This window comes from Acaryochloris marina MBIC11017, assembly GCF_000018105.1.
GTDB classification, from domain to species: Bacteria; Cyanobacteriota; Cyanobacteriia; order Thermosynechococcales; family Thermosynechococcaceae; genus Acaryochloris; species Acaryochloris marina.
Window position 1 is genome coordinate 2,497,669 of record NC_009925.1, and the last position, 25,986, is coordinate 2,523,654.

The window sequence follows — 25,986 nt, forward strand, 5'->3', positions numbered from 1 at the left end:
CTAACCAATACACGGTTCACACCGTTCAATGCCCATTCCCTGACATTCTGATATGAATTCATTTCTCCAGTGGCGAAATCATAATCATGGTTTATCTTAGAGGCTGTTTGAGAAGTTTTAGTGCTCCTGCGCTAGCCTTCGAACCATGAGTCGAATCATCGCCACATAAACAAGCGCTTCAGCCGTCCTAGTCAGCACCTCATAATCTTTATTAAGACGTCGAGACCACAACAACCATCCAAACGTCCGTTCTACAATCCATCGTTTGGAAACAACCTGAAACCCCGCTAGATTATCTGAGCGTTTGATCACTTCCAAGACATATTGAGAACGGTCCATTACCCACTTCATCAAAGCTTGTCCTTGATAGCCAGCATCGGCCCATATCCGAACTAGACGGGACAAACTCGCACCTTGGCGTCGAGCTTTCCAAAACAGTATTTTGGCCCCTCGTTGGTCAGAGATATTGGCAGCAGTGACCATCACCATCAAAACCAGCCCTAAAGTATCAACGAGCACATGACGTTTACGACCTTTGACCATTTTCCCACCATCAAACCCAATCGAGTGACACCGAGGATTGCCGACTTTAACCGATTGAGCATCGCAGATGGCGGCACTGGGACTTGGATGACGGTCTTCACTCACCCGCTCTTGCATGCGCAGATGTTCATTGATGTGGACCCAAGTCCCATCATCGCGCCACCTTCGAAAATAGCTATAGACCGTTGACCAACAGGGAAAATCATGGGGTAGCTGTCTCCACTGGCAACCCGTAACCACAAGATAAAAAATGGCATTGAGAACACTGAGCATATCAGTGGTGCGAGGTCTACCTCCAGGTTTAGCAGCAGGAATCAAGGGCTCAAGTAATTCCCATTGCAGGGTGGTGAGGTCGCTATCATATGCTGTAGGCATTGCTCTCTAGGTCCTGTCCAGTGTTTGTGTATTGACAGATTAGTACCTTGAGAGCTTTACTCACTTCTCAAACAGCCTCTTAGATGAGGCCGCCTATTCAACCTCCTGGTGCCAACGGTGCAAATTCAACTCGTTTGGACTGATCCAACTTCTGGTAAAACCTATCAGCCCCATTTTCAGCCTCCGGTTGCTTTGGGACAAAGCTTTAATCTGATGCCTGCCACCCATCAAGGGCAAGCAGTGAGTCGAATTGTGCTCCATGATGACGCAGTACAGGCATTTCATGCTTTGTTGGAAGTGCGACAGAGTAGCGTTTGGTTATGCAGCCAGGCAGACAGCCAAATTAACGGGGTCACTGTTACTGAGGGAGTTTTAACCCATGGTGACCGAATTCAGATCGGTCCCTTTGAACTCACATTCACGCTTGTCCCAAAGCCAACCACCACCGAGGACCCCCTCCAAGATCAAGCATCGGCCATCAGTGGAGACTCTCGTTCTACCTCACTTTCGGGTATGGCCCAGATCCCTACAGAGCGCCCCGCGCAAACAGCACAGGCGAATCGTTCTTCTAGGGAATGGGTTTGCGATCGCAAAATCGGTTTCTTGTTCAAACGGAACTGCGATCGCACCACAGCATTGGGATGTCCCTACTGTCTCGATGGTCAAAGCAAGCTCAACCAAGACCCTTACTGGTTAGACTATGACCTCTATCCTGGTTATGGCACCTATCGTCCCGGCAGTTGGGGCTATGAATACTATCGTGATCGCGCTTACTACTGTTACAACCGCGAATCCCGAAACGTCGACTTTACGGAAGCGGATGCCGCCAGCTTTGAAGAGGAATTAGACACAGATTACGAGATGAATTTTGGGGCCAGCTAATGGCCACTTGGCTGATTTATGCCTTAGGTGGTGGCTGGGGACATCTCAATCGGGCCATCGCTTTGGGCCGACAGGCCGCCCCTCAGCATCACGTTCGCATCCTCACCAATTCACCCTATGCCCCTTGGGTTGAAACTCAATTGCATCAGATTGCTTGCAGCCCATCTGTGGTGTCGAATTTATCCTTGCAGATTTTGCCTACAGCTTCCTTTACCGAAACGCGGCATCAGGTGCAAAGGATAATTCAAAACAAAAATTATGACTGCTTAATCGTCGATACTTTTCCCCGTGGCTTGGGGGGAGAGTTGGTGGACTGCTTGCCCTCCCTCTCTTCTATTCCCACAATACTGATTCATCGGGATATCGATCCAGCTTACGTTCAAGCCAAGCAGGTGGGGCAATTTGTTGAGGCTTACTATGACACCATTCTAATTCCAGGCGAGGGGGATGACGTCCCGTTTGCTGATTTTCCCCAAGCCGTTCATACCGAACCCTGGGTAATATTGAATGCCCCAGAGTTACCCCCTGTTCTGCCAACAGAAAAACCCACCCTCGTCGTCGTAGCAGCCGGGAATCTTGAGGAGATGGCTTTTTGGGGACAGTTGATGGTGCGATTACAGGCCACCTTTTCGGAAGCTAACTGCCGCTGTCTTGCCTATACTTGTCCTCCTGGGTGTCCACCCCACCTATGGATCCAACAATGGCCAGGACTGCCCATCTTGCACCAGGCTGATGTGGTGATTGGCGGTGCAGGCTACAATACCGTCTTTGAATGTCACGCTTTGGGTAAGCCACTGATTGCCATTGCTTGGCCTCGTCAATATGATCAGCAACGGCGCCGAGGTCAGCAATGGGCAACGCTGGTGGAGACGCCTCAAGCAGCTATAGATGCGGTAAAAGATTTATTGCAAGCTTCCCGGAATCCAAACCAGATCCAACTGTATAGGAATGGGATTGGGGATGCGATCGCAATCATAGACAAGACATACTCAGCTCCATAGAGCCACAGGCAGCTCAATCCAAAGTTTCAACCTCAACGTTTTGTGAGCAAGGCCCTATTGCTTCCAACCAGATATTGTTGATCTTGCGCTTCCGCAACAGCGAATCCTGAGCACTGAATTCCAGTCTATCTTCCAAGGTCTTGATGGCGCGTCACAGCATAACCAGAGGGGTTAATTAAGATCTTTTGAGGTTTTAACCGTTGACGAATGATGGGTAAAGCGCAGGGCTACAGTACTAGTTAAGTGAAGTGACCCCCCAAGATTCGGACAAGTCCTTAAGCATCGTAATCTTGTACCGAATGAGGGAAATTAATGTCATCAAAACGTCGTCAATATAGTGCTGAGTTCAAAGCTCAAGTGGTCTTACAATTGTTAAGCGGTGAAAAAACGAGCAGTGCATTGTGTCGCATCCATACCCTGCACTCTAGCCTCCTCAACCGCTGGCGCAAGGAATTTCTAGCGCACGCCAGTAGCATTTTTGAGAGTCAGAACAACGACGACAACGCTGAAGCGAAAATTGCTCAGTTAGAGCGTCTAGTCGGCCAATTGACGCTGCAATTAGAGATCGCAAAAAAAGCCTCAATGTCCTTACACCTAACCAAAAACGGCAGATGGTGAGACAGTTGCAGCAGGACTATTCCATTCGCCAAATTTGTCAGGTACTCAATTACCCACGCTCTCAAGTGTATTACCATGCCAGAGGCCAACCGGATGAGAGCGAACTAAAAGCGGCCATTGCTGGAGTTGCTGGAGCCTATCCGACTTATGGCTATCGTCGAATCACCGCCCAACTGCAGCGTCAGGGGTATTGCGTTAACCATAAACGCGTGGCTCGACTAATGCGACAGATAGGGATTATGGCCAAGACCAAAGTCAAACGCAAACGCACCACCAATAGCGAACATTCGTTCCCTCGCTATGGCAATCGAGTGTTGAATCTCTCCATCGACCATCCTGAGCAGGTGTGGGTGGCGGACATCACGTACATTCGCTTACAGCAGGAGTTTGTCTATTTGGCCGTCGTGATGGATGTCTTTACTCGCGCCATTCGTGGCTGGCATCTGTCCCGCCATATCGACCAGCAACTAACGTTGAGGGCGTTGAACAAGGCGTTGGAGCGGGCAACGCCTGAGATTCACCATTCTGACCAAGGGGTTCAGTATGCCGCTGCAGCCTATATGCAATTGCTCCAACAACACCAAGTGCAAATCAGTATGGCCGAGGTGGGACAGGCTTGGCAAAATGGCTATGCTGAGCGATTGATGAGAACGATAAAAGAAGAAGAGGTCGATTTATCAGACTATCGAAATTTTACTGAAGCGTATGAGCACATTGAGCAGTTTCTAGAAGATGTGTATATGCATAAGCGGATTCATTCATCACTGGGGTATTTGACACCCTGTGAATATGAGCAGCAGTGGAGACAACAGAACAATCACTATTGTATGAATAAGGAGGATAGCGCTTAATTCATCTATTGCCCTGTCCGAATATAGGGGTTCACGTCATCGCCATTCCTAAAGACCCATGTATTTGCCATCTCCATCGCAACACAAATATCGACAGCTTTTTGGGGTGCTGATTGCCAATTATTTAGTCACTCCCTTTTTACAGGGTGGACTAGGCAGTCTCATCTCGGCCTTGCTACTGCTGTACGTGATGGTTGTGATTGTTAAAAGTTTTTCGCTCCCCCCAAAACTGTTTTGGGCATATGTCTTTATTGCGGTCTTAGCGTTCTCTCTGCAATTAGGCCCCAGAGTGGGATGGACTACAACTGCAACCTTACCGTTTTCTCTGCTTGCTCAATCCATTTATGTCCTCTATTTGGGGGTAGCCGCGTTGTTAATTATGCGGGAAATTATTACGGTCACCACCATCACTATGGATACGATTAGGGGAGGCATTTGCGCCTACTTTCTGCTTGCTTTTATCTGGGCATTATTCTATGGCATGGTTGCAACCCTCAATCCCCATGCTTTTTCGGCAACTTTAATTCAGCCCGGTTCCTATTTACAACCCATTCACTTTAGCGTTACGACATTAACAACCCTCGGGTTTGGCGATATTGTTCCCGTGAGTACGTTAGCCATTGTGCTCACGGATACAGAAGCGATCATTGGTCAGCTCTACCCTACAGTATTCATCGCCATTCTGGTGGGTGGTTACTTGTCTCAGAAAGTAGATCAACCCTGAAGTCTCTCCTACTGTTTGAATCATCTTTATTGCGATATCTGTATACGGTTTGTAATGCTATAGAAATCCCGTAAAGTAATAGCTATAAGCTTTATCACATCAGCCTTATGGGTTCAACCAGCGGCATAATCCTATCAACATGGAACGAAACACATGAAGACGGATGAACGTACGCCAAAGGATACAGGAGATTTGGCTAATACTGATACTCCTTCTCAATTGGAACTAGATATTCAAGTCCCTGGAGACAAGCAGCCCCCCCACTCCAGACCTTCAGTATTTAGTAAAAAATCTCCCTGGCCCATTGCCATTCTCGTCATGTTGGTGATTGCAGGGTTGTTCGGATGGCGACTCTACAACAACAGTCAGTCTCCGGCCGTATCGGAACCTGAAACCACGTCTACAGCCAAATTACCGGTGCGGGCAGTGCGGGCTCAACTCTCACCGATTCGCCGTTGGGTCACCAGCCCGGATGGCGATGTGAGAGCAGAACGATACAAACAACTGATTTTTGAATCCAGTGGAGAAGTCACCCAACTCGCCAAAATCAATGGCCGCTTCCTGCGAGAAGGCGATCGCGTGGGTAAAGGTCAATTACTCGCAACCCTGGATGATCGCAAATATCAATCCGATATTCGAGCCGCTGCCGCCGATCGCGAAGTTGCCAAACGTACAGAAGAGCAGGCGGTGGCCAGCTTACGTCAGACAGAAGCCAATCTCAGGCAAGCCAAAGCTGACCTAGAACTCGCAAAAATAGAAGCCAAACGACGACAAACCTTGTACAAACAGGGAGTGATTCCAGCGACGGAACGGGATACCTACAATAACCGCGTTATTCAGGCCCAAGTTGGGGTCAAGGTAGCCCAAGAAAATGTCAAAACGGCCCAAGATCAAATTGCCGTATCCAAGGCAGGGGTGGTCTCCAACCAAGCTCGATTATTAAACACAGTGATTGCCAGGGAAGATACGCAGCTCGTGTCTCCCATCAATGGCATTGTCGCCTATATGAATATTCGGGAAGGAGAATATTGGAGTCCTTCCAGAGTACAGTCCGCCACCAGTTATCAAGCTGCTATCGAATCCGTCCCTATTGTGGTGGTTGACCCCAATAGTTTTGAGGTTGCCTTTGAACTTCCCGCCTCAGAAGGGAGTTTGCTGCGCCCCAATCAACCCGCCTATGTTGCCTTAGATGACGATATTAGCCAAGCCTTTGTCCAAGGGCTCAATCAAAGCAATCTCGTTAGTGTGTCTAAAGCTCGAGGCAAGGTGTTTTCCGTCACGCCAGCGGTCACTCCTGGGGGCAGAGCCGTCCAAGTGAGGGTTCGGATCACAGAAGGGCGAGAGAACTTACGCCTAGGAGCCCGTGTGCAAACCTGGATTGCTGCTCAATCCAGAAGCCAAGCCATTACGTTGCCCTTTGGGTCCGTGATCACCCGCGATCGCAAATCCTATGTGTTTGTTGTCAATGAGGAGACGGGCCGAGTGGAGCAGCGTCCTGTGGTTTTAGATATTGAAGGGTTAGATCGGATCTCGATTGCTCAGGGACTACAGCCCGGTGAATTGGTGGTCACCGAAGGCAGTAATCGACTGGTGAATGATTCTCCCGTCGATGTTGTCGATATTGAAGATCCGGCCTAAGTCAGCAGATTGCATTACCGCACTACACCGCAAGGATAAACCCCATGCAAACAGAGGATCGGCCAACTACCCTGGACGTTCGGGATGCCCCCGTGCATGGCGCTTCCGAGTTAGAGAACGCCTCTCCACTGGCTCAGTTTTTCTTTACCCGTCAGGTGTTTGGGATTCTGCTGTGTTTTTTGCTGGTGATGGGTGGCCTGATGGGGTATGTCTCCATGGTCAAAGAATCCGACCCCGATATCAAAATTGCCCGAGCCAATATCACCACTGCTTGGCCCGGCACCGATGCCGAGACCATTGAAAACCGAGTCACGGACAAACTAGAAAAGGAAATTAAGTCCCTACAAGGCTTGAAGGATGTTAAAAGTGCCACCTTCAATTCCTATTCCATTATCGATGTTGAGTTTCGAGCAGAAGCCCCGGTGGCCTCATCGATTCAAGAGCTGCGAGGTAAAGTCGATGATGCAGAGCCAGAACTTCCTGCTGAATCCGAAGGGCGCGAGCAGTCCGATTTTGTCCAAGTGTCTCAACAAGATGCGCCAGTTTTAACGATTGGCCTATTTGGCCCCAACCTAGACGCCGCCACCTTAAGTCAAACCGCAGAAGATCTCAAAGACATCTTAGAGTCGGTTAAAAACCTGCGAGAAGTCAATCTATCAGGTAATCGGGATGAGGTTATTCATGTCCAGCTGATTCCCAGCCGTCTGACCAGCTTAGGCATTGCCTCTACACAGGTGCGAAACGCCATTCAAGGGGGCAATCAAGATGCGTCTTGGGATCGGGTTCGAGATGATGCCATTGGGGCTCAGGTCCGAATGTTCGGACGATTTCGCAGCATTCAGGATCTTAAATCTCTGCCCGTGGCTCGATTAACGGACAACCGAATTGTCCGCTTAGAAGAAGTGGCGGATGTGCGGCGAGATTTAGAGCGGGAAACCAATCGAGCCTTTCTCAGTTGGGAAAATCAGCCGTTCCAATCCACCATTACCTTAGACATCGTCAAAGTTGCTGGCAGTGACACCATTCAAGTGATTACTGATGCCCTACAAACCTTAGACGACGCCAGCCAAAATCCCAAGGTTTGGCCAGCCGGGATGGAATATCGGATTCTGAACAACGATGCGATCACCATTAATGATGAACTCGCCAATTTGCTCAGTAATGTCGGTCAAGCCTCCTTTTTTGTCTTTATTATTCTCCTGGTGGCCCTAACCTGGCGAGAAGCGCTGATTGCGGGTTTAGCCATTCCCCTAACCTTTATTGGTGCCATCTTCTTCCTCTGGTTAGGGGGACAAACCCTCAACTCCATGGTGTTAATTGGCATGATCCTGGCCCTCGGGCTGCTGGTGGATGTGTTTATTTTGATGCTGGAAGGCATGCATGACGGCATTTTTGTCGAAGGTTTGGGATTTTCAGAATCAGCATTGCGGACCGTTAAAGCCTATGCTGGACCCGCCTTTGCAGGACAGCTCACCACCATCTTGGCCCTCGCCCCCTTGATGGCGATTTCCGGCACCATGGGCAAATTTATTCGCCTGATTCCCATTAGCGCGATTACCTGTTTGGTGATCAGCTATTTCCTGTCCCTACTGGTGGTGATTCCCCTATCCAAGTTTTTGCTGGGGAATGTCAAAGGTGGATCGAATAAAACCTTGGTGGATCGGATGACAGAAGTGGCCTCGGCCCGCTTTGCAGACTGGAGTCTGGCCATGACCGTTCCTAATAAGGCCGTGGCTCGGCTCTGGTCCTTGGGGGCAGTCGGACTCTTTGTCTTTGCCTGTGTTTTGTTTACCTCCTTGCCATCCAATCTATTCCCCCAAAATGACGGCACTAAGCTCAGTCTGAATGTAGAACTAGCCCCCAGCACAACTCTCGAAAGCTCCCAAACCGTCGCCGATCAAATGGGAGATTTGCTGCTGGCCTATCGCGATCCAGATGGTCAACCCGTCTTCAAAAGTGTGGTCAAGCTAGTGGGCAAACGCAGCAGCCTAGTCTCTTCCGGGGAATTGAAGCCCGGTAATGCTGACTATTTTGTGGGCTTCTCCGTCATCTTTGTCGAGTCCAACCAACGTCAACGTCAGTCTTTTGAATATGCGCGGGAGTTGCGATCGCAACTCCAAAACGAGATCCTCCGCAACTATCCTGGTTCCACCCTCGCCGTCCAATATGAGCGCGCGGGGGGCGGCGTCGATCCCATTCAAGTGGCCATTAGTGGAGAAGACATGCAGGTACTGAGAGAAATCTCTGTGCAGGTACAGCAAGTCTTGCGAGAGATTCCAGGAACGATGGATGTGCGAGATGACCTCGGCAACTTGCGAGAAGACTACAAACTGATTCCGAAGCGAGAAGCCCTGGACTTCTATGGTCTGAGCCAAAGCGAGCTGGCCTCTCAAGGCCGCTATTTAATGATTGATAACGATATTGGTGACTTTCCGATTGGCAGTGGGGAAGAAGATCTAGAGATCCATATGAGTACGCTTTGGCCCTCCCGCCAGGGAGAAGTCGGTGGACCGTCTCGCCAAGATGAATTTCAAACCATTCGGTTTGTGACTTCTGATGGGAAAACCATTCCGGCTGAAGCCGTGTTAGAACCCGCCCCTGGAGCCGTGCCTTTATCCATTACCCATCGCAAGAGCCAACGCACAGTCACGGTTTTAGCCAAAAACATTCCGGGCATTGGGGTATACGATGCCGATATTTTGGCCAAGCTAACGCCGAAACTCCAGGAAATGCAAAAAACCTGGCCCCAAGGCTATCAATATAGTTTCGGCGGCGATGCCGAGACTAGCGGTGAAACCTTTGGCTCCGCAGGTCAGATGTTGGTGGTCGCCATCTTCTTGGTCTTTGCTGTGTTAGTGCTGCAATTTGGCTCTTATTCTCAGCCTTTGATTATTATTCTCACGATTCCGTTTGCCTTAACCGGAACCTTTATTGGCTTTTATTTCCTCAATTTACCCTTCTCGTTTCCAGCCGCCATTGGCGTCATTTCCTTAACGGGGATTGTGGTCAATGATGCCATTGTGATGGTAGAGACCATGAATGAACGACGTAAACAGGGGTTAGAGGTCCGCCAAGCGGCGGCCTTGGGTGCGAGCGATCGCCTGCGTCCCATTTTGACCACCTCTATTACCACGGTGATTGGGCTACTCCCGTTGGCCTTCAGTGAAGCAGAATGGTTCCCCCTCTGTATGGCCATCATCTTTGGTCTGATCGCCGCCACGTTAATCGCCCTATTAGTGGTACCAGGACTCTACTTACAGCTCACCCCCAATAAGGTGCGAGTAGAACATTAAGGATTCAGTCGTAGTCAAGACAGCACATCACCTAGCCCAGTCCTAAAGCAGGTAAGAAAATTCGGGGATCAAATAGCACTTTTGGAGACTTCACCATGTGCATCACTTCCCAAAACGTTTGACTGACGTAAGAACGATTTAAAGAAGCCCGAACGACTAAATCAAGGTATTGATGCATCAGGCGAGTTTGCCAGTTAGGTGTGGATCCTACCGTAGTAGGCCATCGCAGGTCCTCACTCGTGGCCAGCAGCCATGGTACTTCTAACATTTTGGCCAACTGTTTATGAAATTTTGAGGGAAAACCTTGCAACGCAGTTTTTTGCTTTTGAACCATTAGACTCAAACATTGGTCCAACGTTTGAGCACCCAATGCTGCTACCGTCATCCCCTGAGCATAAACTGGATTAAAAGCACAAACCGCATCTCCTATCGCGACTAGATGGCCTGGGAAACGCTGCAAGTCTTCATAATGTTGCCAGCAGTTGTCAGTCCGTCGGTAGCTATAAATGGGGCTTAAGGGTTGAGCTTGTTGGATGGCATTATAGATTTCATGACTCCGAAGACTTTGGGCAAAGTGGAGGAAGTCTGTTTCATCGATGGGGGGATAGTCATGGCCCACGCCCGCAAGGGTCACAACCCACCGATTTTCTTCAACGGGATACAGCACAGCACTTCGACGATGATCTGGGGGTTTCGTGTGAATGAGCATCACCTTCCAAGGGGCTTCCCAACCCTCAGGGATCTGATACCAACGACTGCTATACCCTAAAAAGGAGTTGATCATCGTTTGAGTCGGTGCAGCATATCCTAACTGAGTTAACCATTTCGGTAAGGCAGAATTCCGTCCACTCGCATCGACCACTAGGTCTGCCTTCAGGGTGTCAAGTCCCTGCTCAGTTTGAATTTGAACACCCGTAACTATGGTGTTTTGGGCATTCATCACCAGGCCAATCGCTTGAGTCGAGGTTAAAAATTTTAGATGGTCATATTGCTCTAGTCGTCGATGAATCAGCCACTCAAGTAATATACGGCTACAAGGATGAGTATTCAGATCAGAAGACGTCTGATAAGACCAACCCCAGATGCTAAACCACCGTAAATCATGAGTCCAGTTGACCTGAGGAGCACCTGCGGCTTCTAGTTCTGCTTCCAAGCCTGGAAACAGTTGTTCTAAAATGCGTTGACCTTGAGTGAGCAGAATATGGACATGATGGGATTGGGGTACGCCTGACCGGGGTTTGGGCTGATCAGGGATGCGATCGCGTTCCAATACCGTGACTCGGCCAAAGTGGTTCAGCAACACCCGAGCAGCCAACAGCCCGGCCATACTGCCACCAATCACCACAGCATGTTGTTCTGAGAGGGATGTGGAAGCAACCATGAATCGTGTTTAATCCACTGCTACAAACCCTGAATGGAATCAGCATAGCACTGGAATTTCTTGGCGTAGGCTAGATATTAGCCCCCTGAGGTCTTCACCCTTCATGGACAAGCAACGTTGGCAAACCTTAATGCATGACTTGGCAGGTCAGCCCTCTCTGGACACATACCAGCAGTTAGTTTGCGCCTATAGCGAGCCCCACCGTTACTATCACACAGCCACTCATATAGATGCTTGCTTAGATCACTTAGATCGGGTGAAAGTATTAGCTCAAGCCCCTGCCATTTTAGAAATGGCTCTCTGGTTTCACGATGCTGTTTATCAAACCCAGTCCAACCAAAACGAGCAAGATAGCGCCGACTGGGCCGTCCATTTTTTACAGACCGCAGGGGTTGCAGTGAACGTATGCCATCAAGTTCATCATTTGATTATGGCCACTGCGACTCATACCACCCATGACCATCCAGATACTGCATTGATGGTCGATATTGATTTAGCGATCCTCGGCCAAAATACCCAGACGTTTGCCGATTTTGAAACTCAGATTCGCCAGGAATACGCTTGGGTGCCAATTACCGAATACTGTCAGCAGCGGAGTCAGATATTAGAAACCTTTGCGCAACGCCCCCATCTTTATCAAACCGCTTATTTTCAAGAACGGTATGAGGCCATGGCCCGGTCCAATCTTCAAACCGCTATCCGGTGTCTACAAGCTGGCATCCTGACCAACAATGGGGATAATAAATAAATTCAAACAGAGGACGTCTGTGTGACCATTCACCTACATTGCGATAGTTCAGACGCTTGGCTGCAAACGGTTCTGGCAGACTTTGACACTTTCCTGCTCGATCATGCCGCCAACGAGAAAAAAGCCTCTGGGGTCGCCCTCAACCTTGCAGCCCACTATCCTGACAAGCCAGACCTAGTGGCGGCCATGATTGACTTAGCCATTGAGGAGTTGAGCCATTATCGCGATGTCTTCAAATTAATCCGAGAACGCCACTTAACTATTCCTCCCGATGCCAAAGACCCCTACGTCAATCAACTGCGAGGTCTGATTCGTAAAGGCTCCGAAAATTACTTTCTCGATCGGCTCCTGGTCGCCGGAATTATTGAGGCTCGGGGCCTAGAACGCTTCACTAAAATTGCTTTAGCTTTGCCGAGTGGACCGTTAAAAGGCTTTTACCAAGCCATTGCCCATTCAGAGGCCAGGCATGCAAACTTATTTTTCAAACTCGCAGAACAATATTGTCCAAATGTAGCCCTACAGGCTCGTCTAGATGAACTCTTAGCGACTGAAATGAAGATTTTGAATCAATTACCCCATCGGGCCATGCTGCATTAGAGGATAGGAGGCAGCATTCTGCTTGTTATGGCGAAAGCAGACACGCTATTGTGCGGTGGTCTCCGATCCTTCTCTATGCTTCTGCCCCCTCATGATCTCTAAGGCCATCCGCCGCTATCTAGACCACTATGCCGAACCTATTGCCCGTATGATTCAAGTCGAGTGGCTCTCAGCCCTCGACCAGACCTATCAATATGTTCTTGTCCTTCCCCTTTTTGATGAAGCTCTCGACTGCCTAGAGAGCATCTTGCCCAACAGCACTCACCATACGCTGGTGGTTGCAGTAGTCAATGCTTCAGAGGATGCAAATAGAGCGGAAATCCAGCGAACCCAGGCGTTTCTCGCACAATTTCAACCGCACCCCCAGCTCCCGTTTACGGTAGTGAACAACCCCTCGGGAAATACCTTGCTGCTCATCGATTGCTGCACTTCTTCTCGACAACTACCTCCCAAGCAGGGGGTGGGGCTAGCCCGCAAAATTGGTAGTGATATTGCCCTGGCCTGTATTGCCGCCCAGACCATCCAAACCCCTTGGATTTACTGTAGCGATGGTGATGTGCAGTTACCGGAAGATTACTTTGCCACCCCCAACTTTGGCCCAGACGTGGCGGTCGCCATTTATCCCTTCCGCCACCATCCCCACCATCCCGATATTCTGGAATATGAAATTTCTCTTCGATATTACGTTCTCGGCTTAGCTCAAGCCGGTTCGCCCTACGCTTTTCAAACCATTGGTAGTTTGTTAAAAATCAATGCGGAGCACTACGCCAAAGTTCGGGGTTTCCCCAAACGTCAAGCGGCGGAAGATTTCTACATGCTCAATAAGCTGGCCAAAACAGGACAGGTTATTCGCTTAAAACAACCGACGGTCGTCCTGTCTTCCCGGTTATCCCATCGGGTTCCTTTTGGCACGGGAGCGGCAATGGTTAAACTGTCCCAAGATCCAGGTTTTCACCTTTATCACCCTCAAATTTTTGGAGAACTACAGCGTTGGCTGGCCTTAGAACAACACTTATGGCAAGGGCTGCGCCCCCATGCATTCCCTGACGTCACGATGAGTTTCCAAGCCTGGTGGCAGCAACAACATCTAGCGCCTTCGCTCTTAGAAACCTTACTGCATCTCAAAGTGGATCAAGCCCTCCAACAAGCTTTCCAGCAATGTCAGGATTTTCCGCATTTTCAGTTTTACCTAAGGGTTTGGTTTGATGCCTTTCGAACGCTCAAATTTGTGCATTATCAAAGAGATCACTATTGGCCCTCTCTACCGATTCCAGAAGCGATCACTTTGTTCAAGGGTTCCAACCTATGCAACTTCTCTCAGAGGCCACCACACTCATTGCCCGTAAGCCACCAGGAGTTACAGCCGTCTTCTCCAAAAATTCTCGATATTATGCAAGAATTATGCACGCTAGAATTACAATTGCCAACTTATGTAGGTCCGACTCAAAGTCTCACCCCATAAGCAGGCAAATCTCACTGATACCAACACCTATCTAATCAATAGATGTTGCTGGAATTGATTCAAAACCTACCGATTCTTCATCAGTCAGTGTGATATAAATTCAAACCAAGTTGTCTCTCAGACACACACAAGTCTGCGAAACGCTAGCAGCAAAATACAGACACTCACCCATCATATCTATGCCTAGTGAGTTGCTTAGTACTACTCAAATGATCCTGTCAAAGGAATTAACCGCGTAAACCAATATGTGCAAGTGATAGGTCTGTCAACTACTAAAGGGGGATTTCAATAATGAAAGATCAGGAATATACACTTAGTATTCTCAAGATGGTCATCAATAATGATTTAGAGAATCATCATGTAGAAACTAGCCAAGATTTAGAACATCTGGAATCCAAGCGAGATCAGTTAGTTTGGGAGATCGCGACTAAAATCTATACCTACAGCGGCCATAAAGTTGAGCTATCCATGGTTCGTGATTTGGTTACGATTCATCTGAAACGGAAAAGACGCCAGTTTTCTGCTGCTAAACCTCTCGAAAGACAAGAACGGCAACCTCAGCCTAAAACCCCCATCCGTTCTAATGTAGACTCTGTGAGATGGATATTCCTGAAGACTTGCTCCATCATTTGCAACTATACAGATGTCAATGCCCATCGAGTCAGTATGGCGAGTCGTATTGCAGATTTCGCTGATGAGAAGGAATTGACTCAGATTTTGCGAGATCTAGAAGAAGTTTTTGATATTAAATTCCCCCATCAAGCCACGACCCAGATTAAAACCGTTAAACATCTGGTGGACGTAATTGGCTACCAAATTAAACTTCATGCTGACTATCAACCGGCTGCTAACTATGAATCAGCGATAGCCATATAAAACAGCTGCATTCTACACAATCACGCAGAAATTACATCAAAGTCATGCAGAAAACGGGTTTAGGACGGTAGATCCGTCCCCCTAATAGGGCATAACTAGAATCAGATGTCTTTCTGCCAAGGAAACATCACCACAATTTCAGAAAGCCCCACGACTAGAGTTGCGGGGCTTTTTATCTTGGTATTAACGCTTTGAAACAGGCTGCGAGGCACCAGAATGCTGAGACAGTTGGTGCCGGGCCAGCCAGTATCCCACCAAAATTCCCAGCACGCTACATACTAGATCTAGCGCATCTAAGGAGCGAGTCGGGGCAAAAAACTGAGCCCCTTCTTCGGCTAAGGTCCATCCACTAAACGCGAGTACCCATAGGGGTAAACGATAACGGCCTAATCGTAGGGTAAAGGGATGTAATAAACGATGGCCTAGATAGGCAGCCAAGCCATAGAGAATGACATGCCCCAACTTGTCATAGTAGGGAATGATAGCCAGTTGAGACGGTAAATTTCCGGTATAGGCTAAAACCAATATCCAGCCAAACAAGGCGGCATAGAGAAGGGCTAGCCACTTTAATCGTGAGTGCGATCTCAGTTTCGAGGACATCAGCAAGCGGAAGTGAATTGAGAAGAGACTCCAATCTAGCCTCCGCTTCTATTCAATGCCCAATATGGGATAAAGTGCGGCCACCTTAAACGTCGTAAACGCGGCACTCTTCTGCATTAGGGTTATCATCACAAAAGTCTTCAAACTGAGAAGGCTGCTCTTGTACTTTCTTGTGAGAATATTCAGCTTGGAGCTCTTCGACGATATCCCAGGCAACTGCACAGGCTTTGGAAGTCGCGCCTTCGCTCGCACACGTTTCACGAGCTTGGCTTAAGGCATCTTCCATACGGGTTTCCATGGCTACAGATTGCTCAAGGGTCGGTGCAGCTGTCTCTAAAGTAAGGGGCATTGTTAATCACATTCCTATCATTGTGGTCAGAGTTGAGTCTTAATGAAGTAAAATCGTCACTCTGAAGACTTCTCCTCTAACCTAGCTAGGCCGTCCTCGTACCGACAGCGGTAGAAACCCGTAACTCCTCGATCGGTTTATTCGGCAAACCCAAAATCAACTCAGTAATAGTACCGACCAATTTTGCTCTAGCACATTGTTAAAACCTGCTCAATCATTCCCTGGGCCTGTGATGCATATCCACCACCAAATAAATTGAAGTGATTCAGGATGTGATACAGATTGTAGAGAGTTTTACGCTGTTGATAGCCTTCGGCTAGGGGCCAAGCCGCTTGATACCCCCGATAAAATGCTGGCGGGAATCCCCCAAACAGCTCAGTCATGGCAAGATCGACTTCTCGATCGCCATAGTAGGTTGCAGGGTCTAGAATAATTGGTTCTCCGGCCTGACTAAAGGCTGCATTGCCTGACCACAGATCGCCGTGAACTAAAGAGGACGCGACAGGGTGAGTCAACAGTGCAGGAATTTTATCCACAAGCGCATCCCCCTGGCGAAAATGCCCGCCATGTCGTTGAGCCAGCTGGAGCTGATAGCCAATGCGATGTTCAGCAAAAAATTCTCCCCAATTCTCAGTCCAAGGATTGCGCTGAGGGGTATCGCCAATCGTGTTGTTCTGGTGCCAGCCAAAACCTTGATCATGAGCCTGGCGATGCATCGCGGCCAGTTGTTGCCCCATCGCAAACCACGCTTGGGAATCGCCATGGCCTAAGGGAATCCATTCCAGGATGATATAGCTTTGTCCTTCGGCAGCGCCCCATCCTATCGGCTTCGGCACCCGAATACTGCGGGACGCCTGCATGGCTTTGAGGCCCTCTGCTTCTGCTTCAAACATCGCCACTTTGCTGGCCTGATTGAGTTTGACGAAATAGTGCTCCTGACCGTCACTCACCTGATAGGCCTGATTGATGCTGCCACCGCCCACAGAATTGCGAGTTGCGATCGCAAAGTCTTTCCCTTGTATTTGACTAATCTGGCGCTGAATCTCAGTCCATACAGACATATACACCTCCTAAGCCCTGACAGAAAAAAGACAACCTCAGTGAGGTTGCCTTTTCGAAGAAGCTAATGAATCAATACCTGAAAACCGGCGCAATTAGTCATCGTAAATCCGACACTCAGCAGCATCAGGATTATCATCACAATATTGCTCAAGGGAGTTTTTATCTTCGTTATTACCTTTACGCTGATGGGAGGCTTCGGCTTGCAGCTCTTCTACAGCATCCCAGGCTGCTGCACACTCACCAGAAGTGGCACCGCTAGTATCACAAGTTTCTCGGGCTTGCTCTAGCTCTTTTTCAATTTTTTCTTGGATATTGGTCATAGGTCAATTCTCAACCACTCTTATCTATGTGTTTAACTGAGCAAACGACAGTATTTTGATACTGCAGTTAGGTCATCCAAAGGAGTTTCTGGTTCATGCATTTAGTGTAACCATATCTCACAGTAATTGACTGGCTAGAGAAATAGGGTGCCCTTTAACACTGTTTTAGGAATGTCTTAGCAAAGCGCTAGATAAGTCTTTCAGAAGCAAAAACTAGTCATTAATCGAATGATTGTAAATAGGATTACACAATTTTTCATGAAGCTGTAGCACAGCCTACAACCGATTTATAGCAAGCATAGATATACTTCATGGGTATCGAAGCTAACGGAGTCTGACATGATGACTATCTGCGACAATACCGACCAAACAGAACTGCTGCGATTCTGGGTGCAAGAACTGACTCACTTATCTCCCCATGAAGTAGACGAAGTGGTAACGGCCCTCAGTCAAGAGAAGGCTACTCTCAATCCTGCTGCATAAGGCTGGATCATTCCATATTATGCCCTTCAATATACCGATGGTTTGAGCCTCTCATCCATCGGTTAATTTTTTCTCGAATCCCCATTCCCGTAGTGGTTTAACTCTGTTAGACTGCTGAGGTCATACAATCGGTCTTTCTCGTTGATTGCTGCGGGTCAATCCTATCGATTACTATTTGTCTCTACTCCTCTAGGACCTTTAGGATCTGGGGTTGGGGGAGGAGTAGAACTGACGCTCCTGAATATGCTGGATGCCTTAACCCAGCAGGGCCACCACATCCAGGTAGTTGCACCTCAGCAATCTCAGTTGCCCCAAGATGAGGTGATCACCGTGGCTGGAGCGCCCCAGATTCCAGCCCAAACCCAAACTCGCCAGACCCCTATTCATCTTCCTGAAAACTCAGTTCTCGCCAATATGTGGCTGCAGGTTTTGGCTCTGCAGTCTGAGTTTGACCTGATTATCAACTTTGCCTACGATTGGCTGCCTCTGTACTTAACGCCCTTCTTAAACACACCTGTTGCCCATCTGATCAGTATGGGGTCGCTTTCGGATGCGATGGATCAAATTATCGGTCAAATGGCCGATCAGTTTCCCCATACGATTGGCGTCCATACTCAAGCCCAGGCCAATACCTTTCCCTTTGCCCAGCACTGCTATCCCGTCGGCAATGGCTTTAATTTAGACCTTTACCAATTCACCCCTGAGCCAGAGGACTATTTATGTTGGCTGGGGCGGATTGCTCCCGAGAAAGCCTTAGAAGATGCAGTCGCTGCCGTCGACCAAACGGGGCAAGCTCTCAAAATTATGGGCCATATTCAAGATCAAGCCTATTTTGACCACATTCAGGCCCAGTTTCCCAACGCTAACATTGACTATCTAGGGTTTCTGGAGACCACAGCAATGCAAGAAGTCTTGCGCCATAGCCGGGGATTGCTCGTGACCCCTCGCTGGGTGGAAGCTTTTGGCAATGTTGTGATTGAAGCCTTGGCCTGTGGCGTTCCAGTGATTGCTTATCATCGAGGCGGTCCCGCAGAAATTGTCCAGCCAGGAAAAACAGGCTGGCTCGTCGAACCCGATAGTGTCGATGGCTTAGTGGAGGCCATTCACAAACTGCCTGAGATTGATCGACAGATCTGTCGCCAACAGGCCGAGCAGGAGTACTCTCTGACGGCTTTTGCCCAGCGCCTGGAGCAATGGTTTGTTAAAATCCTGTCTCAACCCGATCAATAAATCCATGCAGCCTTGTCAGCTCCCTCCTTTTTTACAACCCGGTGATGATCTTTGGGTGACAATGCCCAGTGGCACCCTCCGGGAGCGGCAGGATTTTGATCAAGGTGTTGCGGTGTTGCGATCTCACTCCTACACCATCCGCCTATCCCCGAACATCACCGCCCAGTGGGGCTATCTCGCTGGCACCGATACTCAGCGCAGACAAGCCCTAATCGAAGGACTCAAAGGCAACTACTCCGGCATTTTTTGTGGACGGGGCGGCTATGGCGGCGCTCGACTTTTAGAAGACTGGCAATGGCCCCCTACCCCTACCAAATGGCTGGTGGGTTTTTCCGATGTGACGGCTCTGCTCTGGGGACTGGCCACTCAGGGGATTGCTAGTGTTCACGGCCCGGTGATGACCACCTTGGTCCAGGAACCCGACTGGTCCCAGCAGAGACTGTTTGATTGGCTCTCTGGCCGCCCTATCCCCGCCCTAACGGGTAAAGGCTGGGGCCAGGGCAAAGCAACTGGCATCTTATTACCCGGCAATTTAACAGTGGCAACCCACATCTTAGGAACATCTCTCTGCCCGAAGCTAGACCAGGTGATCTTAGCCCTAGAAGATGTGGGGGAAGCGCCCTATCGGCTGGATCGGATGCTGACCCAATGGCGGATGAGTGGGGTATTCAAGCAGGTCAAAGGTATTGCCCTAGGGCGCTTTAGCGATTGCGAAGCCCCTACCGGGATTCCTAGCTTAACGGTGGAAGAAGTCCTTCGCGATCGCTTGGGGGATTTAGGTATCCCCATTGTGTCGGGGTTACCCTTTGGCCATGGCGCTCCCAACGCAGCTTTACCCGTGGGTGTTCCCGCGCAGTTAGATGGCGATCAGGGGACATTGGCCGTTGGCGCTCCCTAGGGATCAGCTCTCAAATCTGTACGCTATCGTAAAAAGTAGAGACCATCAGGACCCTAGGCATGAACGAGCTGAGGCAGGCACTAGAATTAGCGACGGAAGAAGAATTGCAGGACCTGACGGATTTGCTGTTTCGGCGCCGATATAACCCCCTTGATTACCTGCGAGAACCCACCCCGGATCAGGTACAAGCCGCTAGTCGCCAAGAGTGGTTAGAAACCATCGAAAACCGCTTTCGCTTTGTAGCCGCCGACGGGTTTACAGTCCTCAAAGGGCAAACGGAAACCTTGAGCTATCGCCAGGTTCTGGTTCAGGTTAGCCGTCACTTGAAGATAAAATATTCCCCCACCCTATCCACTACAGATTTGGAAGCTGAAATCTATTTGAACCTGATCAAGGAAGTTTGGCAAAAGCTACCAGAGAATCAGCAGGAGCAGCTGCAACAGCGAATCCAAAAAGTGTTGGCTGAGGCCCCTGGAACGCCTTTACCCGTTAATTGCCAAACGGATCTCCGACGATGGCTGCTGGAAGGAAGCAGCGCTTTAGCCGTATCATCAGTGTTGCGCCCGTTGCTGTTAAAGCATCTGGCGCGGCAATTTGCGGCTCAGATGGCAGTGTATCAAGTGGCTCGACAAGCAGCCCCCCAAATCGAAGGACAAATCGCGGTGCAAGCAGCACGGCGCGGTATGGCTTGGAATGCAGCTCGATATGGCGTGATGCGTGGGGCGTTGACGGTAGTGAGTTCAGCCCTGTGGATTGGCTTGTTTGCAGACCTGGGTTGGCGTGCGATCGCAACCAACTACGGGCGCGTCATTCCGGTAATCTTTACTCTGGCCCAAATTCGCCTCATCCGGGGGGACACGTCTTGGCAGTCTGTTTGAGTATGATTCGAAATGTCCACTGATCCCCATTCTTGGTTTGCTCCCTCTCACTTCATCATGTTGGCCTTACTGGGCGGCTTTGGGTTAACCCATAGCGGCTTGGCCTCCCTACGGATGGCCGCAGAGAAAAAATTAGGGGCACGACTTTATCGCGTGATTTTTGCCTTGGCCAGCATCACCGTCGCTGTGATTGTAATCGGCTATTTTCTTAAGCATCGCTACGATGGGGTGTTGCTCTGGCAATTGCAGGGCACCCCTGGTTTAAAAAGCTTCATTTGGGCTTTATCAGCGATTTCCTTTATTTTTCTCTATCCTGCTACGTTTAACCTGCTTGAAATTGCGGCCATCCAGAAGCCCCAGGTCCATCTCTACGAAACTGGCATTATTCGCATTTGTCGCCATCCCCAAATGGTGGGCCAGGTGATTTGGTGCATCGCCCATTTACTTTGGGTGGGCACCTCCTTTACCCTAGCCACCTGTTTGGGATTGATTGGCTATCACCTATTTGGCGTCTGGCATGGCGATCAGCGTTTGGCTAAACGCTATGGAGATGCCTTTGCAGCGGTCAAAGCGCGCACCTCCATCGTGCCCTTTCTAGCTATTGCCCAGGGCAAACAAACCTTCCAGCTAAAAGAGTTTTTGAAGCCTGCCTATGTCGGGGTGGCTGGCTTTGTTTGGCTATTTTGGATTGCCCATCCCTTAATGATGCGTGCAGCATTCAACGTTCGCTGGTAGCATGATCCCAGCTTATAAAATCTCTTGTTTAAAACACCGTTGAGCATGCTGTCTACGACTAGTACCCAGACTTTCAACCCAGACGTTTTACAATCTGAGACGCCCGTTCTAGTTAGCTTTTGGGCGCCTTGGTGTGGAGTCTGTCGTTGGGTGGAGCCGATGCTGATCCAGGTACAAGCAGATTACGGTTCGGCACTCAAAATTGTCACCATCAATGCCGACGAAAATTTTCTCATTGCCAGCCAATATCGGCTCACGAATATTCCGAGTTTGTTGCTATTCCAGCAGGGCCGTCTGGTTCACCGAATTGACCAGTTTTGCGATCGCACCGAAGCATTGAACTTACTAGAGAAAGCCCTCGGCAAGATTGTTCCATCCCTAATGTCTGCCGGGTAACCTAACTTTACATACCTTAGTGCTCACAACCAAAATTTTCCAAGATATCCCAAATAGTCTTTGGGACTCATATTCGATGGGTTAATCTTAAGATTTCTCAGTCGAAAAAGGGCCTGACAATATGTAACAATGTAAAATGTTTTACAAACTGTAAAGTTTTTTATCGAAAACAGCGTCAACGATGGATTCGTTATATCAATTTGCTTGGCTTATCCCTGTATTGCCACTTGGCGGTGCATTTCTCGTAGGTTTGGGGTTAATTTCCTATAACAAACAAACCAACGCTCTCCGTCAAATCAACGCGGCCTTTATTGTGTCTTTGATGGGAGCGGCAATGGTCCTCTCCTTCTCCATCTTATGGAGTCAGATTCAAGGTCACGAGCCCTATCTGATGACCTTTGAATGGGCCTCAGCAGGAGCATTTCACCTGACGATGGGCTATACCATCGATCATCTGACCTCCTTGATGTTAGTGGTGGTCACCACTGTTGCCTTCCTGGTGATGATCTATACCGATGGGTACATGGCTCATGACCCCGGTTATGTAAGGTTTTATGCATATTTAAGTCTATTTAGCTTCTCCATGTTGGGGCTCGTGGTTAGCCCGAACTTGGTGCAAATTTATATTTTTTGGGAATTGGTAGGGATGTGTTCCTACCTGCTGGTGGGATTCTGGTACGACCGCAAGCCCGCCGCCAACGCCTGCCAAAAAGCATTTGTAACAAACCGAGTCGGTGACTTTGGGTTACTGCTCGGTATTTTAGGCCTGTACTGGGCAACGAATAGTTTTGAGTTCGACATTATGGGAGAGCGATTGCAGTCCCTCGTGTCGACCGGTGAACTCAGCGGGGTGGTGGCTGCCATCTTCGCTATTTTGGTGTTTATGGGACCCATGGCTAAATCAGCCCAGTTCCCCCTCCATGTCTGGCTGCCCGAAGCCATGGAAGGTCCGACCCCCATTTCGGCCCTGATTCACGCAGCGACCATGGTTGCCGCTGGTGTTTTCCTCGTGGCTCGGATGTTCCCTGTATTCTCGGGCATCCCCACCGCCATGCAGTTTATTGCCTGGACGGGCGCGATTACCGCCTTCTTAGGCGCTACGATTGCGGTTACTCAAAACGATATTAAGAAGGGTCTAGCCTACTCCACCATCTCCCAATTGGGCTATATGGTGATGGCTATGGGCATCGGTGCCTACTCCGCAGGTCTATTCCACCTCATGACCCATGCTTACTTTAAGGCCATGTTGTTTCTAGGGTCTGGCTCTGTGATCCACGGTATGGAAGCGGTGGTGGGCCATAACCCTGCTTTAGCCCAAGATATGCGTCTGATGGGCGGCCTGCGCAAGTACATGCCCTATACCGGCATCACATTTTTAATCGGTTGCCTAGCGATTTGCGGTATTCCGCCTTTTGCGGGTTTCTGGTCTAAAGACGAGATTCTCAGTTCCGCCTTTGAAGCCAATCCAGCCTTATGGTTGGTGGGCTGGCTAACGGCAGGTCTGACTGCCTTCTATATGTTCCGGATGTATTTCTCCACCTTTGAAGGAGACTTCCGGGGTAATATCAATGCTTTGCGTGAGCAGATTGATGGCAAATCTCCAGCCCTCAACTTCGGCCCTGGCGCCATGGATCCCCGGGAGTTGACTATGGTGGCTGAGCAAGAGGCTCATCATCATGACGATCATCACCATGCGGATGAACCCCATGAATCTCCGATTACCATGACCTTGCCGCTCATGGTGTTAGCGATTCCCTCCATTGCCATCGGTTTGCTAGGAATGCCCTTTAACAACCGGTTTGAAGCTTTTATTTATGCTCCCGGTGAAGCCAATGCAGCCCTTGAAGCAGCGGCTGAGTTTGAATGGTCCGAGTTTCTGCTGATGGCCGGAAATTCCGTCGGTATCGCTTTAATCGGCATTACTCTGGCTTCGCTGATGTACCGGACTCGGAAAGTGGATCCGGCTGCGATCTCAAACCGGTTCCCATCCCTCTATGAGTTCTCCCTCAACAAGTGGTTTATTGATGACCTCTATGAGCGCACCATCATCAAGGGCTGTCGCCGGATTGCTCGTCAGGTTCTAGAGGTTGACTTCAAAGTCGTCGATGGCATCGTTAACTTCGCTGGATTCCTCGCAGTATTGACTGGGGAAGGGCTTAAGTACTTGGAAAGTGGCCGTATCCAGTTCTACCTGTTCATCATCTTTATGGCAGTCTTGGGGATCTCGATTGCCACGGTCATCTAAAGTCTTTTCATTTTTTCCTCGTCGTTGCTCAATCCGTTGAATAGAGATAGCGGTTCATGAATCCAGATACATTTCCTTGGCTGTCAACCCTGATTTTCTTCCCAATTATGGCCACCGTCGCCCTGCCCTTTATTCCAGATCCAAAGGGTAAAGGTGATCCCATTCGCTGGTATGCACTGGTGATTGGCCTGATTGATTTTGTGTTATTGATCTACGCCTTTTACACCCAGTACGACTTTGCCGAGTCTGGGCTGCAAATGGTGGAACACTACGACTGGCTGCCCCAACTAGGGGTGCAATGGTCTGTTGGGGCAGACGGCTTATCCATGCCCCTGATTTTGCTTACGGGATTTATTACTTCTTTAGCGATCCTGGCCTCCTGGCCCGTTACCTATAAGCCCAGACTTTTCTATTTCTTGATTTTGGCCATGTACGGTGGTCAGATTGCGGTGTTCGCTGTTCAAGATCTGCTGGTCTTTTTCTTGGTCTGGGAATTGGAATTAGTGCCAGTGTATCTGTTGCTCTCCATTTGGGGCGGCTACAAACGGCTTTACGCAGCGACGAAATTTATTCTCTATACCGCCATCAGCTCCCTATTTATTCTGGTAGCAGCTTTGGCAATGGCCTTCTTTGGTCCCGACCTCACCTTTGACCTGCAGTCCCTAGCGGCAAAAGATTATCCGTTAACGTTCCAACTGCTCTGTTACACGGGCTTTTTGGTTGCCTTTGCAGTCAAGTTGCCAATTGTGCCCCTACATACCTGGTTACCGGATGCCCACGGCGAAGCCACAGCTCCAGTCCATATGCTGTTGGCCGGAATCCTCCTAAAGATGGGAGGCTATGCGTTAATTCGCATGAATGTGGAGTTACTCCCTGATGCCCATGCCTATTTTGCTCCCGCTCTGATTATTCTGGGTGTCGTCAATATTATTTACGCGGCCCTCACCTCGTTTGCCCAGCGCAATCTCAAACGAAAAATCGCCTATTCATCCATTTCCCATATGGGCTTTGTCCTGATCGGCATTGCCTCCTTTACGGATTTGGGAATGAGTGGTGCCGTTCTGCAAATGGTCTCTCACGGCTTGATTGGTGCTAGTCTCTTCTTTTTAGTGGGAGCGACTTACGATCGCACTCACACTTTGATCCTGGAAGAGATGGGAGGCGTGGCCCAGAATATGCCCAAAATCTTTGCCATGTTCACCACCTGTTCCATGGCGTCTTTAGCCCTACCAGGGATGAGCGGTTTTGTCGCGGAACTGATGGTGTTTGTTGGACTAGCCACCAGCGATGCCTATAGCCTCGCTTTCCGCGTACCGGTGGTGATTTTGGCAGGCATTGGTGTCATTCTGACGCCAATTTATCTGCTGTCCATGCTGCGGGAAATCTTCTATGGCCCTGAGAACAAAGAACTCACGTCCCACGAGAAGCTAGTCGATGCCGAACCTCGGGAAATCTTTGTGATTGCCTGCTTACTCGTGCCCATTATTGGTATTGGCCTCTATCCCAAAATCATTACCCAGATTTACGATGCCAAGACCACCCAGTTAGTGGCTTATATTCGCCCCTCTGTTCCTTCTATAGCCATGCGAGAGGCGGCTACAGTGGCATCTGTTTCCGATATTGAGATGGACAGCTCTTATCAAGCTCCCGCGATTAAGTAAGTCGCTCACTATTTCACACCTAAAATTTATTTAATAGGTATACAAACCCCCATGCTGAAATTCAGTGTGGGGGTTTCTGACATTTGACATCGATTGAGACATCTCTACCAACTATTCAGAATCTTGGGGGCATTGCCCCC

General features: G+C 49.3%; 24 protein-coding genes. 18 read left to right on the forward strand and 6 right to left on the reverse strand.

Translation table 11 applies throughout. From position 1 onward, the window contains the following. Positions 1 to 117 precede the first annotated feature (117 nt). Positions 118 to 918 (reverse strand): IS5-like element ISAcma5 family transposase, encoded by an 801-nt coding sequence (locus AM1_RS11150; RefSeq protein ID WP_012162944.1) that lies wholly within the window; start codon positions 916 to 918, stop codon positions 118 to 120. Between the two features lie 117 nt (positions 919 to 1,035). On the opposite strand from AM1_RS11150, the gene AM1_RS11155 reads away from it, so the two are divergent. From AM1_RS11155 to AM1_RS11185, 6 genes are all read left to right on the forward strand, one after another. Continuing rightward, positions 1,036 to 1,800 carry an FHA domain-containing protein gene (locus AM1_RS11155; protein WP_012162945.1) on the forward strand — a complete coding sequence of 255 codons (765 nt, stop codon included), beginning with the start codon at positions 1,036 to 1,038 and terminating at the stop codon, positions 1,798 to 1,800. Continuing rightward, a complete protein-coding gene (locus tag AM1_RS11160; RefSeq protein ID WP_012162946.1) occupies positions 1,800 to 2,801 on the forward strand; it encodes a glycosyltransferase in 1,002 nt (333 codons plus the stop codon). Before AM1_RS11155 ends, AM1_RS11160 begins: the two co-directional genes overlap by 1 nt. 312 nt (positions 2,802 to 3,113) lie before the next feature. Beyond that, a protein-coding gene (locus AM1_RS11170; RefSeq protein WP_148215638.1) for an IS3-like element ISAcma13 family transposase occupies positions 3,114 to 4,270 on the forward strand; the annotation gives its coding sequence in 2 pieces (ribosomal slippage) (positions 3,114 to 3,369 and positions 3,369 to 4,270; 1,158 coding nt in all). A gap of 58 nt (positions 4,271 to 4,328) precedes the next feature. Next, entirely contained in the window at positions 4,329 to 4,994 is a 666-nt protein-coding gene (locus tag AM1_RS11175) for an ion channel (RefSeq protein WP_012162947.1), read from the forward strand. A gap of 153 nt (positions 4,995 to 5,147) precedes the next feature. Continuing rightward, complete coding sequence (locus AM1_RS11180; RefSeq protein WP_012162948.1) at positions 5,148 to 6,632, forward strand: efflux RND transporter periplasmic adaptor subunit; 1,485 nt, start codon at positions 5,148 to 5,150, stop codon at positions 6,630 to 6,632. Between the two features lie 44 nt (positions 6,633 to 6,676). Next, complete coding sequence (locus tag AM1_RS11185; RefSeq protein WP_041659684.1) at positions 6,677 to 9,925, forward strand: efflux RND transporter permease subunit; 3,249 nt, start codon at positions 6,677 to 6,679, stop codon at positions 9,923 to 9,925. Between the two features lie 31 nt (positions 9,926 to 9,956). Here AM1_RS11185 and AM1_RS11190 read toward each other — a convergent pair whose 3' ends face one another. Next, on the reverse strand, positions 9,957 to 11,306 hold the full coding sequence (locus AM1_RS11190) for an FAD-dependent oxidoreductase (RefSeq protein ID WP_012162950.1): 1,350 nt from the start codon (positions 11,304 to 11,306) through the stop codon (positions 9,957 to 9,959). 103 nt (positions 11,307 to 11,409) lie between these two features. Here AM1_RS11190 and AM1_RS11195 point away from each other — a divergent pair, with 103 nt between their 5' ends. The 4 genes from AM1_RS11195 to AM1_RS11210 all read left to right on the forward strand — a co-directional run bounded on the left by AM1_RS11195 (position 11,410) and on the right by AM1_RS11210 (position 14,989). Continuing rightward, positions 11,410 to 12,054 carry an HD domain-containing protein gene (locus tag AM1_RS11195; protein ID WP_012162951.1) on the forward strand — a complete coding sequence of 215 codons (645 nt, stop codon included), beginning with the start codon at positions 11,410 to 11,412 and terminating at the stop codon, positions 12,052 to 12,054. Positions 12,055 to 12,075: 21 nt separating this feature from the next. Then, entirely contained in the window at positions 12,076 to 12,651 is a 576-nt protein-coding gene (locus tag AM1_RS11200) for a tRNA-(ms[2]io[6]A)-hydroxylase (RefSeq protein WP_012162952.1), read from the forward strand. A gap of 91 nt (positions 12,652 to 12,742) precedes the next feature. Next, positions 12,743 to 14,113: a hypothetical protein gene (locus tag AM1_RS11205; protein ID WP_012162953.1), complete on the forward strand. Its 1,371-nt coding sequence runs from the start codon at positions 12,743 to 12,745 to the stop codon at positions 14,111 to 14,113. A gap of 291 nt (positions 14,114 to 14,404) precedes the next feature. Next, complete coding sequence (locus AM1_RS11210; protein ID WP_012162954.1) at positions 14,405 to 14,989, forward strand: acyl carrier protein; 585 nt, start codon at positions 14,405 to 14,407, stop codon at positions 14,987 to 14,989. Between the two features lie 183 nt (positions 14,990 to 15,172). On the opposite strand, the gene AM1_RS11215 is transcribed toward AM1_RS11210, so the two are convergent. From AM1_RS11215 to AM1_RS11230, 4 genes are all read right to left on the reverse strand, one after another. Next, positions 15,173 to 15,589, reverse strand: a complete 417-nt coding sequence (locus tag AM1_RS11215) for a VanZ family protein (protein ID WP_012162955.1) — start codon at positions 15,587 to 15,589, stop codon at positions 15,173 to 15,175. Positions 15,590 to 15,674: 85 nt separating this feature from the next. Beyond that, complete coding sequence (locus AM1_RS11220) at positions 15,675 to 15,938, reverse strand: Calvin cycle protein CP12 (protein WP_010475692.1); 264 nt, start codon at positions 15,936 to 15,938, stop codon at positions 15,675 to 15,677. 188 nt (positions 15,939 to 16,126) lie between these two features. Then, entirely contained in the window at positions 16,127 to 16,999 is an 873-nt protein-coding gene (locus AM1_RS11225) for a fructosamine kinase family protein (RefSeq protein WP_012162956.1), read from the reverse strand. A gap of 93 nt (positions 17,000 to 17,092) precedes the next feature. Beyond that, a complete protein-coding gene (locus AM1_RS11230; protein WP_012162957.1) occupies positions 17,093 to 17,320 on the reverse strand; it encodes a Calvin cycle protein CP12 in 228 nt (75 codons plus the stop codon). A 339-nt stretch (positions 17,321 to 17,659) separates the two neighbouring features. Here AM1_RS11230 and AM1_RS42140 point away from each other — a divergent pair, with 339 nt between their 5' ends. The 8 genes from AM1_RS42140 to ndhD1 all read left to right on the forward strand — a co-directional run bounded on the left by AM1_RS42140 (position 17,660) and on the right by ndhD1 (position 25,846). Next, positions 17,660 to 17,803, forward strand: coding sequence for a hypothetical protein (locus AM1_RS42140; protein WP_012162958.1), 144 nt, complete (start codon positions 17,660 to 17,662; stop codon positions 17,801 to 17,803). A 141-nt stretch (positions 17,804 to 17,944) separates the two neighbouring features. Further along, on the forward strand, positions 17,945 to 19,033 hold the full coding sequence (locus AM1_RS11235) for a glycosyltransferase family 4 protein (protein WP_012162959.1): 1,089 nt from the start codon (positions 17,945 to 17,947) through the stop codon (positions 19,031 to 19,033). Positions 19,034 to 19,037: 4 nt separating this feature from the next. Beyond that, positions 19,038 to 19,931: a S66 peptidase family protein gene (locus AM1_RS11240; protein ID WP_012162960.1), complete on the forward strand. Its 894-nt coding sequence runs from the start codon at positions 19,038 to 19,040 to the stop codon at positions 19,929 to 19,931. Positions 19,932 to 19,990: 59 nt separating this feature from the next. Next, positions 19,991 to 20,809: a hypothetical protein gene (locus tag AM1_RS11245; RefSeq protein ID WP_012162961.1), complete on the forward strand. Its 819-nt coding sequence runs from the start codon at positions 19,991 to 19,993 to the stop codon at positions 20,807 to 20,809. A gap of 12 nt (positions 20,810 to 20,821) precedes the next feature. Then, positions 20,822 to 21,544 (forward strand): NnrU family protein, encoded by a 723-nt coding sequence (locus tag AM1_RS11250; RefSeq protein WP_012162962.1) that lies wholly within the window; start codon positions 20,822 to 20,824, stop codon positions 21,542 to 21,544. 45 nt (positions 21,545 to 21,589) lie between these two features. Next, complete coding sequence (locus AM1_RS11255) at positions 21,590 to 21,940, forward strand: thioredoxin family protein (RefSeq protein WP_012162963.1); 351 nt, start codon at positions 21,590 to 21,592, stop codon at positions 21,938 to 21,940. Positions 21,941 to 22,121: 181 nt separating this feature from the next. Further along, entirely contained in the window at positions 22,122 to 24,185 is a 2,064-nt protein-coding gene (locus AM1_RS11260; protein ID WP_012162964.1) for an NAD(P)H-quinone oxidoreductase subunit 5, read from the forward strand. Positions 24,186 to 24,241: 56 nt separating this feature from the next. Beyond that, positions 24,242 to 25,846 carry a photosynthetic/respiratory NAD(P)H-quinone oxidoreductase subunit D1 gene (ndhD1, locus tag AM1_RS11265; protein WP_012162965.1) on the forward strand — a complete coding sequence of 535 codons (1,605 nt, stop codon included), beginning with the start codon at positions 24,242 to 24,244 and terminating at the stop codon, positions 25,844 to 25,846. Positions 25,847 to 25,986: the final 140 nt, after the last annotated feature.